General features: G+C 48.0%; 9 protein-coding genes and 5 pseudogenes. 13 read left to right on the top strand and 1 reads right to left on the bottom strand.

Annotated elements, in window-relative coordinates:
* Positions 1-55: 55 nt before the first annotated feature.
* The 4 genes from DWZ60_RS01170 to DWZ60_RS01155 are packed head-to-tail and all read left to right on the top strand — an operon-like array spanning position 56 to position 3712.
* Positions 56-1186 carry a sialidase family protein gene (locus DWZ60_RS01170; protein ID WP_119221140.1) on the top strand — a complete coding sequence of 377 codons (1131 nt, stop codon included), beginning with the start codon at positions 56-58 and terminating at the stop codon, positions 1184-1186.
* On the top strand, positions 1170-1880 hold the full coding sequence (locus DWZ60_RS01165) for an N-acetylmannosamine-6-phosphate 2-epimerase (protein ID WP_119221139.1): 711 nt from the start codon (positions 1170-1172) through the stop codon (positions 1878-1880). Before DWZ60_RS01170 ends, DWZ60_RS01165 begins: the two co-directional genes overlap by 17 nt.
* Positions 1880-2797 (top strand): dihydrodipicolinate synthase family protein, encoded by a 918-nt coding sequence (locus DWZ60_RS01160; RefSeq protein ID WP_119221138.1) that lies wholly within the window; start codon positions 1880-1882, stop codon positions 2795-2797. Before DWZ60_RS01165 ends, DWZ60_RS01160 begins: the two co-directional genes overlap by 1 nt.
* 12 nt (positions 2798-2809) lie before the next feature.
* Positions 2810-3712 carry an ROK family protein gene (locus tag DWZ60_RS01155; protein WP_119221137.1) on the top strand — a complete coding sequence of 301 codons (903 nt, stop codon included), beginning with the start codon at positions 2810-2812 and terminating at the stop codon, positions 3710-3712.
* 81 nt (positions 3713-3793) lie between these two features.
* Here DWZ60_RS01155 and DWZ60_RS01150 read toward each other — a convergent pair.
* A pseudogene (locus DWZ60_RS01150) lies at positions 3794-4673 on the bottom strand (AraC family transcriptional regulator).
* Positions 4674-4935: 262 nt separating this feature from the next.
* Here DWZ60_RS01150 and DWZ60_RS01145 point away from each other — a divergent pair.
* The 9 genes and pseudogenes from DWZ60_RS01145 (at position 4936) to DWZ60_RS01105 (ending at position 15471) form a co-directional block, all read left to right on the top strand.
* Positions 4936-8012 (top strand): annotated as a pseudogene (locus DWZ60_RS01145) (glycoside hydrolase family 2 TIM barrel-domain containing protein).
* Between the two features lie 66 nt (positions 8013-8078).
* Positions 8079-9196 (top strand): annotated as a pseudogene (locus tag DWZ60_RS01140) (anaerobic sulfatase maturase).
* Between the two features lie 3 nt (positions 9197-9199).
* A pseudogene (locus tag DWZ60_RS18570) lies at positions 9200-10686 on the top strand (sulfatase-like hydrolase/transferase).
* Between the two features lie 98 nt (positions 10687-10784).
* Positions 10785-11351 carry a chromate transporter gene (locus DWZ60_RS01130; protein ID WP_119221136.1) on the top strand — a complete coding sequence of 189 codons (567 nt, stop codon included), beginning with the start codon at positions 10785-10787 and terminating at the stop codon, positions 11349-11351.
* The gene (locus DWZ60_RS01125; protein ID WP_119221135.1) at positions 11348-11944 is read left to right on the top strand and encodes a chromate transporter; all 597 of its coding nucleotides are present in this window, start codon (positions 11348-11350) and stop codon (positions 11942-11944) included. Before DWZ60_RS01130 ends, DWZ60_RS01125 begins: the two co-directional genes overlap by 4 nt.
* A complete protein-coding gene (locus tag DWZ60_RS01120; RefSeq protein ID WP_022463075.1) occupies positions 11923-12216 on the top strand; it encodes an AAA family ATPase in 294 nt (97 codons plus the stop codon). Before DWZ60_RS01125 ends, DWZ60_RS01120 begins: the two co-directional genes overlap by 22 nt.
* Positions 12217-12233: 17 nt before the next feature.
* Positions 12234-12437: a hypothetical protein gene (locus DWZ60_RS01115; protein ID WP_055221304.1), complete on the top strand. Its 204-nt coding sequence runs from the start codon at positions 12234-12236 to the stop codon at positions 12435-12437.
* A 126-nt stretch (positions 12438-12563) separates the two neighbouring features.
* Positions 12564-13952, top strand: coding sequence for an MATE family efflux transporter (locus tag DWZ60_RS01110; protein WP_022463076.1), 1389 nt, complete (start codon positions 12564-12566; stop codon positions 13950-13952).
* A 347-nt stretch (positions 13953-14299) separates the two neighbouring features.
* Positions 14300-15471, top strand: a pseudogene (locus tag DWZ60_RS01105) (NAD(P)-dependent malic enzyme).
* The last annotated feature ends 70 nt before the right edge of the window (positions 15472-15541 follow it).

Raw genomic sequence — 15541 nt, 5'->3', positions numbered from 1 at the left:
ATAAAAATCAGATATGTTTACTTGAAAAGGGGCATTTTTAGGAGAGGAGAAAAGCATGAATTATTTCAGTCTTGGAGAGCTTGTAATGGATCTTGCGCCGGAGGCAGAGAGGAAGAACCTGCGGAACAGCGAGGGAGCTTTTTTACGCCTCGAAAATGGGGATTTGATCTTTATCTACAGCCGTTTCCGTGATGAATCGGCGGCGGATGCAGCAGCTTCGGATTTGTGCCGGATTACGTTTGACGGGAAACTGCACAAGAAGAGCACGGATCTTCTGCTGAAGTGCGAGGACGAGGGCGCAATAAACATTATGTCTGTTTCGCTACTCCGTATGGAGAACGGGGATATTGGAATGTTTTATCTGGTGCGAAAAAACGAGTCAGATCTGAAAATGTACCTGCGCCGGTCGTCGGATGAGGGAAAGACATGGAGTGACCGCGTGCTCTGCACCGATGGAAAATTCGTCTTTGTTGTCAACAATGACCGCGTGATTCGATTGAAGAGCGGACGGATTCTGATTCCGGCTGCAGCGCATCCGGTGACGGAGACGCGATACAGTGAGATTGCGCAGATGACCTTTTTCTATTCAGATGACGATGGAAGAACGTGGCAGGAGAACGCAGAGCGTGTGGCATTGCCGTCCTCGTATCGGAACTGTGAGACGGGCCTGCAGGAGCCGGGTGTCATTGAGCTTTCGGACGGAAAACTGATGGGATGGGCGAGAACAGATCTCGGTCGCCATTATCAGGCATTTTCGGAGGATGACGGAGAGCACTGGTCGATGTGCGAGCCGTCCGTATTCACGGCGCCGAACAGCCCGCTCTCGATGAAGCGGCTGCCGGACGGAGCACTTCTTGCAATATGGAACCCAATTCCAGAGTACAATGGAAGAACAAAAGTCACAGACTATTTCCAAGGCGGCAGATGCCCACTTGCACTGGCATTTTCCTGGGACAACGGAGAACATTTTTCCGAACCGATTGCGTTTGAAAGTGAGGAGAGCCGCGGCTATTGTTACTGTACGATTTTCTTTACGGAGAGCGATCTTTTACTGGCATACTGCGCGGGAGGCATTGAAGATAAAAGCTGTCTTGCCAGATGCCGTATTCGGAAAATTCCGTGGGATACGGTTGTAGAATTGGAAAACCTTTTAAAAGGACAAAAATATAATGAATCAGAAAATTGAAAATTTAAAGGGAAAATTGATTGTTTCGTGCCAGGCACTTCCGGCAGAACCGCTCCATTCATCATTTATCATGGGAAGAATGGCACTTGCGGCCAAAATAGGCGGAGCCGCCGGAATACGTGCGAATACGGCAGAGGATATTCGCGAAATTCAGAAACAGGTGGATCTGCCGATTATCGGAATTGTGAAACGGGACTATGATGACAGCCGGGTTTATATTACGCCGACGGAGCAGGAAGTGGAAGAGCTGATCGCGGCAGAACCGGAAATCATCGCGATGGATGCGACAGGTACGGCACGGCCGGGCGGAAAGAGTCTCGATGTCTTTTTCCGTGAGATGAAAGAAAAGTATCCATCACAGCTCTGGATGGCAGACTGCTCGACAGTCGAGGAGGCACTGCATGCGGATGAACTCGGTTTTGATTTTATCGGCACGACGCTAGTCGGCTATACGGAGCAGAGTGAAAACGACCGCATTGAGGAAAACGATTTCGAGATTCTGCGGAAGATCCTTGCAGGTGCAAAACATAAAGTGATCGCCGAGGGAAATATCAATACGCCGGAGAAGGCGAGACGGGTGATCGAGCTTGGTGCCTACAGCGTTGTAGTGGGATCTATTATCACAAGGCCGCAGCTGATTACGAAAACCTTTACGGAAGAACTGAAAAAGTACAGCAAAAGAGAGATAGGATAATGAGAGACTTAGAAAAATATAAAGGAGTCATTCCGGCATTTTATGCCTGCTACGATGAAAAGGGAGAAATCAGCCCGGAAGGCGTGCGTGCACTGACAGAGTATTATATTCGAAAAGGCGTGAAGGGCGTTTACGTTAACGGATCCTCCGGCGAGTGCATTTATCTGACTGTGGCAGAGCGGAAAACGGTGCTGGAACATGTGATGGCCGTGGCGCATGGAAAGCTGACCGTGATTGCACACGTCGCCTGCAACAATACGAAGGACAGCCAGGAACTGGCGGCACATGCGGAGAGTCTTGGCGTCGATGCCATTGCGGCAATTCCGCCGATATACTTTCATCTGCCGGATTATGCAATCGCGGAGTATTGGAATGATATCAGCGCGGCAGCACCGAACACTGATTTTTTGATTTACAATATTCCGCAGCTTGCAGGCGTAGCACTGACACCGCAGCTTTTTGTAAAAATGCGGGAGAATCCGCGTGTGATCGGCGTAAAGAACTCGTCGATGGCGGTACAGGATATTCAGATTTTTAAATCGCTTGGAAAAGAGGAATGTGTTGTTTTTAACGGACCGGATGAGCAGTTTCTCGGCGGAAGAATGATGGGAGCCGACGGAGCTATCGGCGGTACATACGGCGCGATGCCGGAGCTGTACCTGTATATGGAACGCTGTATCCGTTCTGGCCATGCAGAGGATGCCAGAAAAGCACAGTATCAGGTGAACAGAATCATCGAAAAACTCTGCTCCGGTCACGGAAGCATGTATGCCGTCATTAAGGCGGTCTTAAAGATTCGCGAGGGACTGAACCTTGGCAGCGTGCGAAAACCACAGGCGAGGATGGCAGAAGCGGATGATAAGATTGTAAAAGAGGCAGCGCAGATGATTGAAGAGGCTATTCGCTGTTATGAATAGGAGAAAAAGATGATGAAACAATATATCTGCCTTGATATTGGAGGAACCTACTTGAAATATGGAATCCTGACGTCCGGCGGGCGATTTCTGGTGAAGGGGAAAGTGCCGACCCATGCCGAGCAGGGCGGGGCGGCTGTGCTCGCGCAGGCGAAAGGGATTGTGGTGGAGTACCGTGAAAAAAAGTCACTGGACGGAATCTGTATTTCCACGACAGGTATGGTGGATCCAGAGTCGGGTACAATTGTGTACGCGTCGGATGCTGTACCGGATTATGCCGGGATTTCGCTGAAAGCGGAGATGGAAGCGGCGTTTGGGATTCCTTGTGAGGTGGAGAATGATGTGAACTGCGCCGGGCTGGCGGAGAGTATTTCCGGCGCCGGCAAAGACAGCAGGATTAATGTATGCCTGACTGTTGGAACCGGCATCGGTGGTTGTCTGTTAGTAGATAAAAAGGTGTTCCACGGTTTTTCCAACAGTGCGTGCGAGATCGGTTATCTGCGGCTTACACAGGGAGAATTTCAGCGTGAGGCATCGGCGAGGGCGCTCTGTGCGCGTGTTTCGAAGAAAAAGCAGGAAAAAAAGTCGATCGGAGAGCGTTGGGACGGCGTGCGGATTTTCCAGGCAGCCCGGGAAGGCGATCGGATCTGTACGGAAGAAATTGACCGGCTGATCGATATTCTGGCACTTGGAATCGCCAATATCTGTTATGTGGTAAACCCGGAGACGGTGATTCTCGGAGGCGGCATCATGGAACAGAAATCGTACGTCCGGCCGCGGCTGGAAAAGGCGCTGATGCAGTATTTGATTCCACAGGTGTGGAAAAATACGAAGATCTGCATGGCAGAATATAAGAACGATGCAGGTATGATCGGGGCATTTTATCATTTCCGGGCAATGCAGAAGAAGAGAAAATAAAAGAAGATCAAAAAAATGTGTTTGAAAAGTCCAGCTGTAAGCTGTCTTTCAAACACATTTTTTCGATACGAAATAATACAATCAAGTTGTATCGCTGTTTTTCGCATCCGCAGCAAGAAGCTGTTTTCGGAACTGAACCGGCGACATACCACATTGCTTTTTGAAGAACCGGCTGAAATACAACGGATTTTCATAGCCGACGAGATTTGAAATCTCGGATACATTATAATTCGTAGTTTCCAGAAGCAATTTTGCATTCGTGATGCGCAGAGACTGGATATACTGCGCCGGTGTTGTCTGCGTATACTGCTTGAAGTTCTGGATAAACCATCCAACGCTAATGTTATGGTCTGCAGCATATGCTTCGATGCTGATGGCTTCGTTGTAGTGCTCGCGGAAATAGTCGACGGCACGGTCCATCTCGTCCATCAGCATCAGATTCTTTTTGCGTGGTTTTACAAGAATCTGGCGGTGGATGGAAATCAGAAGTTGCATAAAATAATGCACAAGCAGTTCCTCATAATCTTCGCGCTTCATCTGAAGTTCCTGGATCATGGAGAGATAGAGTCGTTTATATTCCATTGAGACGCCGGAATAAATCACGCGGGTATCGTCTGTAATCCCGTATTTGCGCAGAATATTTTTGACATTGTTTCCGGTAAAATGCACCCAGTAGATTTCGGGCTGTTCTGCCGCGTAATAGTAATAGCGCTGTTCCTCTTTGGGACGGTACAGAACCATATTTCCGGCAGAATGATCTTTTCCTCGCCGGAAAAATAGAAATGCGCTTTACCGGAAGCAACGTAAAGAAGCTGATAGTCCAGTCGTCCGCGCGACGGTGCGTCGGAAGTCTTTTTACTGTATACAGGCGGTAAGTGCCGCAACTTCCGATAAAAAGAGGATGCTTTTTATCCTTGAAATCCAGCCGTGTCTGATGCCAGTAGCCAGAATTAATATACAATTTATGTACCTCCTTGTTAAGTTGCATAAAATCAAAGCTGAAATTTGTAAGAAATTAGAAAAATAAGAAATAAAAACAGGAAGCAAACAAGTTGCTGACCTAAATTATAACATTTTGTACATGTTTTCGCAAATACAGTTTATGTGTTTTTACGAAAAAGTAGAATATACTGGTATTTGTAAGAAAAGAAATTTGTAGGAAATAGGAAAGAATAAAAAACAGGAACAAAGACAGGCTGGATCATTAAACAGGAGGGAACTTTATGATTGTACCGAAACATTTTGAAAATCTGAATGTGCTGCATGAAAATACCATGCCCAGCCATTCCTATTACATTCCGGCATCCCGGCCGATGGGTGCGTTGGTGCACAACCGGGAGGAGTCTGACCGGATGCAGCTTTTAAATGGAACTGGAAATTTCGTTATTATAAGAGCATTTATGATTTGAATGAGCCATTTTATCAGAAAAAAGAGGATCTGGAATCGTATGATGAAATTCCGGTACCGGGAAACTGGCAGAATTTCGGATATGACAGTCATCAGTATGCCAATGTACAGTATCCGATTCCATTGGATCCGCCGTATGTGCCGGTAGATAATCCATGCGGAACGTATATCCATGAGTTTACGTATCAGCGTGAAAAAAGTGCTCCGAAAGCATACCTGAATTTTGAGGGTGTGGATTCCTGCTTTTACGTGTGGCTGAACGGAACATACGTCGGCTATAGTCAGGTATCTCATGCGACGAGTGAGTTTGATGTGACAGAGGTGATCCGGGAGGGAAAAAACTGCCTTGCTGTGCTTGTCCTGAAATGGTGCGACGGAACCTACATGGAGGATCAGGATAAATTCCGGTTAAGCGGCATTTTCCGAGATGTTTACATCTTAAAACGGCCAGAATACGTATTATATGACTACTTCATCACGACAAAACTGGGAAAAGAATCTGCAGAAGTTGAGATCCGTGCCGATTTCCTCGGAGAAAAGAACGGGGTGCAGACGGAAATTCAGCTGTTTGACGGAGACGGAAATCTGATTGGAACAGGAAGCTTCGAGCCGCTTGCGGGAGATGAGAATTTTGCGGAGAAAGCAGTATTTACGGTGCAGAACCCGCATCTTTGGAACTCCGAGGATCCATATCTGTATCAGATGGTATTCTGTACCGGATATGAAACAATTACGGAACGCGTCGGAATCCGTGAAATCCACTGTGAGGGAAATGTGATTTACGTTAACGGAAAGAAGATCAAGTGGAAAGGCATCAACCGCCACGATTCCGATCCGGTGACTGGTTCTGTAGTCAGCCAGGAGCAGATGGAAAAGGATCTGCGTTTGATGAAGCAGCATAACTTTAATGCTGTCCGCAGCAGTCATTATCCGAATGTACCGTATTTTTACCAGCTTCTCGATGAGTATGGCTTTTTCTCCATTGCCGAGGCGGACAACGAGAGCCATGGTGCGCAGATGCAGTATCTGGAAAATGCGGAATGGGAAAATGTAGCGGAAAACTGGAACCGTAGGATTTCCAATAATCCTGACTTTATTCCAGCGACAATGGATCGCACGAAGCTCTGTGTGACGAGAGAAAAAAACCGTCCTTGTATTGTGATCTGGTCTATGGGAAATGAGTGCGGCTACGGCTGTACGTTTGAAGAAGCCTTAAAGTGGACAAAACAGTTTGACCCAACCCGTCTTACGGTCTATGAAAGTTCCGTATACCAGAGCCACGATCGCATTTACGATTATTCCAATATTGATATCAACGGCAGAATGTACTTCTCCATTGATGAGATTGAAGGATATATGGCAGAGAAGCCCCAAAAACCGTTTCTTCTGATTGAATACGGTCATTCCATGGGAAATGGCCCGGGAGATCTAGAGGATTACTTCCAAGAGATGGAAAAGTACGATACTGTGAGCGGTGGCTTTATCTGGGAGTGGTGTGACCACGCAATCTACAAAGGAACCGCAGAAAACGGAAAGCCGATGTATTTCTACGGCGGAGATCATGGGGAAAAGGTGCACGACGGTAACTTCTGCTGTGACGGTATGGTCTATCCGGACCGCACACCGCATACGGGACTTCGTGAGTACAAGAATGTGTACCGCCCGGCGCGTGTGATGAGCTTTGACCAGAAAACTGGAACCATGGTTCTGCACAATTACATGAATTTTGTGGATTTAAAGGATTATCTGTATCTAGCATATTATCTTTCTGTGGATGGACATCTCATCCAGGCGGGACAGCAGAATCTGAAAGACGGTATTCCTGCCGGGTGCGACGGCGTTGTAGACCTTCCTATCTCGGTTCCAGAGAAAGGAAAGTGCTTCCTGAAAGTAGTTTATCATCTGAGCCATGCGAATGCACTGCAGGAAGAAGGCGAGATTATCGGTTTCGATGAAATCCAGATTACGACGGAGGATAACCGGAATCAGGATGTTGTGGAACTGCTTTCCGATGTAAATCCAGAATTTCCAGCGCCAAAGGTAGAAGAGGATGACTGCCGAATTCATGTTTATAGCAGAGAAGCAGGCTTTGCGTATACGTATCGGAAGCAGACCGGCCTGTTTGAACAGATTTACGTCGAGGGAGAGGAACTTCTGGACTGCCCGATGGAACTCAATATCTGGCGTGCACCGACAGACAACGACAAGCTGATCAAATTGAAATGGCTCAAGGCGCGGTATGACCAGAGCTATGCGAGAGCGTACGAGACAAGCTGGGAATGCGATGGAGAGAATATCTGTATTACCAGTAAGATGGCAGTGACAGCACCTGTTGTACAGCCGGTACTCTGCATAGAGACGACGTGGACGATCCGGCCGAATGGTTTGCTTACAGCGAAAATGCGGGTGGAAAAAGATATGGAATTTCCGTTCCTGCCACGTTTCGGCATTCGCCTGTTCCTGAAAAAGAGCATGGATAAGGTCACATACCTTGGAATCGGACCGGATGAGAGCTATGTGGACAAGCGTCACGGCGGAAGTCATGAAATTTTCCAGAAATGTGTGGCAGAGCTACATGAGGATTATATCCGTCCGCAGGAGAATGGAAGTCACTGTGACTGCGATTATGTGAAAGTAGAGAGTGATACGGCTGTTCTGACGGCAGCAGGGGAGAAAACGTTTGCATTCAATGCATCGCTGTACACTGCAGAAGAGCTGACCGAAAAACGTCACAGCTACGAGCTTGTGCCGTGCGGAAGCACTGTGCTCTGTCTCGATTATGCGCAGAGCGGCATCGGATCAAACAGCTGCGGACCGACTCTTCTGGAACAGTACCAGCTGAATGAAAAGAATTTTACCTTTGAACTGAATCTGATGATCCGTAGGAAATAGAGGAGAAGACCGGAGCTTTTTTGCGACTCTGGTCTTTTTAACAGAAAAACAGGAGAAATGTGCGGTATGAAGAACATCAGCATGATGATAAAGCCGGTTTCCGGGCTCTGCAATATGAGCTGCGCGTACTGCTTTTACTGTGATGAGGCACAAAAGCGGGAAAAGAGCTGTTATGGTCAGATGAGTGAGGAGACACTGAAAAATGTAATCCGGAAGACGATGCTCCCAGCGGATGGTGTCGTGAGCTATACATGGCAGGGCGGAGAGCCGTCGCTTCGCGGACTTGAGTTTTTTCGAAGGGCGGTGGAACTACAGGAGAAATATAACCGGAACGGGGTACAGGTATTCAACGCGTTTCAGACGAACGGGTATGCGATTACGGAGGAATGGTGCGAATTTTTCCGGGAAAAGCATTTTTTGATCGGTCTTTCCGTGGATGGTACGCAGGAAATTCACGATGCATTTCGATGCGGAGCAGATGGAGGCGGCACGTATGATCGTGTGAAAAGAACGGCGGATCTGTTTTCGCGGATGGGTGTAGAGTTTAATGTTTTAACGGTTGTGACATCGCAGCTGGCGGAGCATACGAAAGAGATCTACGAATCGTATCGGAAAAACGGGTGGCAGTTTCAGCAGTATATTGCGTGCCTCGACCCATATGGAGAAAGAAAGGGAGAGAGGCCGTATTCACTCCTGCCGCAGCAGTACGGGGAGTTTCTGTCAGAACTCGCGGGTCTCTGGTACCGGGATCTGAAAAAAGGGCGTCAGCCCTATATCCGTCAGTTTGAAAATTATGTCGGCATGGCGGCTGGGTACCAGCCGGAATCGTGCGAGCAGTGTGGCATCTGCAGTGAGCAGTATGTCGTGGAGGCGGACGGCAGCATCTATCCATGCGATTTTTACGTGATGGATGACTGGTATATGGGAAATCTGAACCGTGACCGGCTGGATGCAGTCGATGCGAAACGGCTGGAAAAATCCTTTATCGGGCGATCGGCACCGAGTGTGAAATGCCGGGAATGTCGTTTCTTTTCTTTATGCCGTGGCGGCTGCATGCGGAACAGGACGAAGGATAGAAATGGAATATATCAAAATGATTCTGCGAAGGATACCAGCTCTTTTTCGGGCAATGGTACGATAAATTTGCAGAACTTGGACAGAAGGTAAGAGATGGGAGAGGATAAGACATGAAAAGACAAGTTGTATTTCTGATGACGGATACCACGAGAAAAGATATGGTAGGATGCTATGGTAACGAGAAAATGAAGACTCCGAATCTGGACCGCCTGGCAGCGGAGGGCATTCGATATGAAAACGCATATACGTGTCAGCCTGTATGCGGACCGGCGCGGAGTGCAATTTTTACAGGAACCTTTCCACACACAAACGGCATGGTGACAAACAGCATTGCGATGGGGGATAATGTAAAGACGATCGGACAGCGCTTGAGTGATCATGGAATCGCATGCGGCTATATTGGAAAATACCATCTGGACGGCGGCGACTACTTTGGAAACGGCAGATGCCAGAAGGGTGGAATCCGGATTACTGGTATGATATGAAAACGTATCTGAATGAACTGAGTGATGCAGATAAAGTGCGCTCAAGGGATCCGAAAGAGGCATACAAAGAAGGTTTTTCAGAAGAGTTTACGTATGCGCACCGCTGTTCAAATCGGGCAATCCGGTATCTCGAGGAGTTTCAGGATCAGGACTTTTTCTTAACCGTTTCTTACGATGAGCCGCACGGACCGTCGCTTTGCCCAGCACCATTCAACCATATGTATGATGGATTCCAATTTGAACATAATCCGAGTTTTCAGGATGATCTGTCGAAAAAGCCGTTTATGCAGCGGCTGTGGGCAGGAAAGAATCTGTATGCATCCGAAGAGAAGATCAATCAGGCATCAGATGGCTTGGCGCTATTCCTGGGATGTAATTCCTTTGCCGATTATGAAATCGGGCGCGTGCTCGATAAGATCCGGCAGATCGCACCAGATGCGTTAGTTATCTTTACTTCGGATCACGGCGACATGCTGGGAGCACACCGGCTGTTTTCGAAAAATGCGGCGGCCTATAAAGAGGTGGCAAATATTCCGTTGATCATAAAAGGCGGAGCTGTCGGCTGTATCGAGGAAGCTCCTGCATCCCATATTGATCTTACACCGACGATAATGGAATACTTCGGGCTGCCAGTTCCGAAGCTGATGGAAGGAAAGAGTATGCTTGCTCAGATTCAGGATCCGTCTGTGAAGATTAACGATGAGGTTTATACAGAATTTACTCGTTATGAAGTGGATCATGACGGCTTCGGCGGTCTGCAGGTCATGCGGGCGGTGACTTCGGACCGATACAAGTTGGTCATTCACCTCTGCGATACAGATGAATTTTACGATATGCAGGCGGATCCGCATGAAATCCAAAATCTGATCGATGACGAGCGGTATGCGGAAGTTCGAAATGAACTGCACGACAAGCTGATTGCGCATATGAATGATACGCGGGATCTCTATCGCGGCTATCAGTGGAGGATGCGTTCGTGGAGACCGGATTTCATACCGAACTGGGAGAATGAAGGATATACGAGACAGCGCGAAAACGAGGAATACGAGCCGCGGCAGCTTGACTATGATACAGGGCTTCCGATGGAGACGGCGGTGAGAAAGAAAAACTGACGGAATTTCGCAGAGCGTATTTCTTATAGTTTTTTCGTGCAAAATCCGCGTGGAGATGATAGAATAGTGACAACAGAAAAAATGAGGTGAAGAAAACAATGGAATCAAAACGTAAGATACTGCAGAAACTGTTTTTTTCCACGCTGTATTTGAGTGCGTTTACGTTCGGCGGCGGTTATGTGATTGTGACGCTGATGAAGAAGAAGTTTGTGGATGAGTATCACTGGATTGAGGAGAACGAGATGCTCGATCTGGTGGCAATTGCGCAGTCGTCACCGGGACCGATTGCGGTGAACGGGGCGATTGTTGTCGGGTATAAGCTGGCGGGAATGGTTGGTGTGCTGGTTTCGATTATCGGAACAATCATTCCGCCGTTTCTGATTATTTCCGTGATTTCCGTCTGCTATCAGGCATTCCGGGATAACTTTTTTGTGAGCCAGATGCTAGAAGGGATGCAGGCCGGTGTCGGGGCCGTGATTGCATCGGTGACGTATGAAATGGGAGCAGGCGTTGTGAAGGAAAAAGACAAACTGTCGCTGGTAATTCTTGTGGGAGCGTTTGCGGCGGCGTGCTTTTTTAGCGTGAATGTGATCTATATTGTTCTGATCTGCGGCGCTATCGGTGCGGTGCGGACGATTCTAGAGAGACGGAGGAATGCGAAATGATCTATCTTCAGTTATTTTTAAGCTTTTTCCAGATCGGCCTGTTCAGCTTCGGCGGAGGCTATGCCGCCATGCCGTTGATTCAGGGGCAGGTGGTGCAGGGACACGGCTGGCTTTCGATGTCGGAGTTTACGGATCTTATCACCATCTCTCAGATGACACCGGGGCCGATCGCAGTCAATTCGGCAACCTTCGTCGGAATTAAAATCGCAGGCATCCCAGGAGCGCTCGTGGCAACGTTTGGATGTATTCTGCCGTCGTGTATTCTCGTCACACTGCTTGCGAAGCTATATTTAAAATACCGCGAAATGGCAATGCTCCAGGGAATCCTCCACTCCCTCCGCCCGGCGGTTGTGGCGATGATCGGTTCCGCAGGGATTTCAATTCTGGTCACGGCGTTTTGGAGTAGTGAAGGAGATACCGTGATCCGGCTGGCGCAGACGAACTGGAGTCTTGTCGTGATCTTTATCATCAGCCTCATTCTGCTGCAGAAAGGCAAAAAGAACCCAATCTTTGTGATGGTACTGGCCGGGGTGATGAAGGTGGCAGTGGCGCTGGTGGAAAAATTTGCGGCATGCTGTGGGACGATTTTTTAAATTCAAAGGTGAATGCTTTTCAGGACGTATTAAACTCAAGAATATATATCGATAAAACAGGATTGCTGGAATACACCAACAGTGTGATTGACACAACATCGAAGTTTATCTGCAACAGCCGCCCCAGAAGATTTGGAAAATCGATCACAGCGGATATGATGACTGCGTACTACAGCAGAAGTCTGGATACAGAAGAAATGTTTGAAAAGCTTAATATTGGTCAGGCGGCAAATCAGAAAATACAGGATGAATATCAAACAGCAGATTCTTAATAGGGAAGGTAAACATAGTGTTATACATTATTTTTGATTTTATAATGGCAGTAATTATGTTTATGTCACTTCCTTTTATTGTTGGAATAATGGTAGATATCCGCCATCAGGGAATTGGGTGCTTTGCGGCATGGGTAATATGGGGAGTTATGCTTATCTTATCGTTGAGGCTGTTTGATGCTCTGAAATTAAGATGTCAAAAAAAGCCAGAAAAAAGATAAAAAGGATCTTTCTTTCTAAACATGAATCGTGTATAATAAGCATTACTGTTCGGGGCCTGCCTGGAGAAATCCAGAAAGGCTCCGATTTATGTCATTTATTTTATACAGCAAGAAAAGGGGGAAACCATGCAGAAACACAGAAAATTTATTGGGAACAAACGGTTTTACCTGATGGTACTTGGCGTTGCGATGCCGATTATGATTCAGAACGGTATCACCAACTTTGTCAGTCTTCTCGACAACATCATGGTAGGACAGGTCGGTACCGAGCAGATGTCCGGCGTTGCAATTGTCAACCAGCTTCTTTTTATCTATAACCTTTGCATTTTCGGAGGGGTATCCGGTGCAGGAATTTTCACTGCGCAGTATTTCGGACAGGGCAACGACGAGGGTGTGCGAAACACCTTCCGCTTCAAGCTCTGGATCGGCGTGATCCTGACGGCAGCGGCAATCACTATTTTCCTTGGTGCGCACGAGCCTCTGATTCGTCTCTACCTGACAGGAGATCAGGGAAGCCAGGACATGAATGCGACATTAGCCTATGGCATTTCTTATATGAAGGTCATGCTGGTAGGACTTCCGCCGTTCCTGTTTGTGCAGCTTTATGCCAGCACGCTGCGCGAATGCGGCGAGACGATGCTTCCGATGAAGGCCGGTATCACAGCCGTATTTGTCAATCTGATTTTTAATTATATTTTAATCTACGGAAAATTCGGCGCACCGCAGCTCGGAGTTGTCGGCGCGGCAGTTGCAACGGTGCTGTCCCGTTACGTGGAGATGGCGATCGTGCTGATCCGCACGCACGGAAACAAAGAAAAATATCGTTTTACGAAGCATCTGTACCGCACGATCCGTGTTCCGGCGGCTTTGACGAAACAGATCCTTATCAAAGGAACACCGCTGATGCTGAACGAAACGTTCTGGGCAGGCGGCGTTGCGATCCTGATGCAGTGTTACTCCGTGCGTGGACTGAATGTCGTAGCCGCGATGAATATCTCCAACACGATCTCGAACCTGTTCAACGTCGTTTTCATCGCACTCGGCGATTCCGTTGCCATCATCGTCGGACAGCTCCTCGGAGCCGGAAGGATGGAAGAGGCAAAGGATACCGATACGAAGCTGATCACGTTTTCCGTATTACTCTGCATTGTGATCGGCGCGCTGATGGCGCTCGTGGCTCCAATCTTCCCACGCCTCTACAACACGACGGACGAAGTACGCCACATGGCGGCAATCTTCATCGTGGAAGTGGCCATGTTCATGCCGGTCAATGCATTCCTGCATGCAAGCTACTTTACCCTGCGCTCCGGTGGAAAAACGATCATCACGTTCCTGTTCGACAGCGTCTTCATCTGGGTTGTCAGTGTGCCGGTGGCTTTCTGCCTGAGCCGTTTTACCGGACTTTCGATCTACGCAATCTACTTTATGGTTATGTCGGTTGACCTGATCAAGTGCGTGATTGGATTTGTCCTTGTCAAGAAAGGAGTCTGGCTGCAGAATATTGTGGCGGAGTAAAGAAAAAAATCTGTCTGTTTTCCAGTCTGAAAAGGATGGGAGGCGGGCAGATTTTTTGCTTTATAAAAAACTTTGTTGAATTTTACTGTAAAGCAAAAAAAGCCCTCCGGGCAGGATCGGACTGCGGCTGAGAGAAAGAAAAAGAGTATTTTTGATAAAATTTCGCAAATGAAGCAGCTGTTTTTGGTGGAAAAGTGGAAATTTTTTCATTAATCAAAACACCGGTTGAAATTTAGAGAACGCTTGTTATAATAGGGGTGCAGCGAACAGACATCCCGTGTGACGCGTGAATCTCTCTTCCTATTATTAATGAGACGCAGTCACACATGAAATGGAGGAAAAAAGCGATGGATTACGCAAAAGAATCATTAAAGATGCACTATGAATTACGCGGAAAGCTTGAGGTCACTTCCCGGGCGGCCGTAGATACAAAAGATGCCTTGAGTCTTGCCTATACACCGGGTGTGGCGGCGCCGTGCCTGGAAATTCAGAAAGATGTCAACAAGAGCTACGAGCTGACCAGAAGATGGAACACGGTAGCTGTTGTTACAGATGGAACCGCAGTTCTCGGACTTGGAGATATCGGCCCGGAGGCCGGCATGCCGGTCATGGAAGGAAAATGCGTGCTGTTTAAAGAATTCGGTGGTGTCGATGCAATCCCGCTCTGCGTGCGCAGCAGGATGTGGATGATATTGTCAATACCGTGCGTCTTCTCGCAGGAAGCTTCGGCGGTGTCAACCTGGAGGACATCTCCGCACCGAGATGTTTTGAGATCGAGAAGAAATTAAAGGAATGCTGTGATATTCCGATTTTCCACGATGATCAGCATGGAACAGCCGTGATCACACTGGCCGGTGTCATCAATGCGCTGAAACTGGTTGGAAAGAAACTGGATGAAGTCAAAATTGTTACCTCAGGAGCCGGTGCAGCCGGAATCGCCATTATCCGCCTGTTGATTTCGATGGGTCTCAAAAACGTCATCATGACAGACCGCAAAGGGGCGATTTACGAGGGACGCGACGGCCTCAACCCGATCAAAGAGGAGATGGCGAAGATCACAAACTACAACCATGAGAAGGGCACGCTTGCAGAGGTAATCAAAGGAGCCGATATTTTTATTGGCGTTTCTGCGCCGGGTACGCTCACTCCCGATATGGTACGTACGATGGCAAAAGATCCGATCATCTTTGCCTGCGCAAATCCGACGCCGGAGATTTTCCCGGACGAGGCGAAAGCAGCAGGAGCAGCCGTTGTCAGCACAGGAAGAAGCGATTACCCGAACCAGGTCAACAACGTACTCTGCTTCCCGGGCATCTTCCGCGGAGCGCTCGATGTGAGAGCATCTGATATCAACGATGAAATGAAGGTCGCAGCAGCTTACGCAATCGCAGGCCTGGTAAGCGATGAAGAGCTGAACGCAGACTACATCCTCCCGGCAGCCTTTGATCCGCGTGTCAAAGATGCGGTGGCAGCAGCCGTTGCAGAGGCAGCAAGAAAGAGCGGCGTAGCGAGAATCTAAACAGAGTTTGATATAAAAGAAAACGACAGAAAAAGGCTTCCCGGACAGCAAGAAAATCCGGGAAGCCTTT

This window comes from Blautia sp. AF34-10 (assembly GCF_003477865.1).
Taxonomy (GTDB): domain Bacteria; phylum Bacillota; class Clostridia; order Lachnospirales; family Lachnospiraceae; genus Fusicatenibacter; species Fusicatenibacter saccharivorans.
Note: the sequence above shows the minus strand (reverse complement) of the source record. Positions and strands in the feature narration are given on the sequence as shown.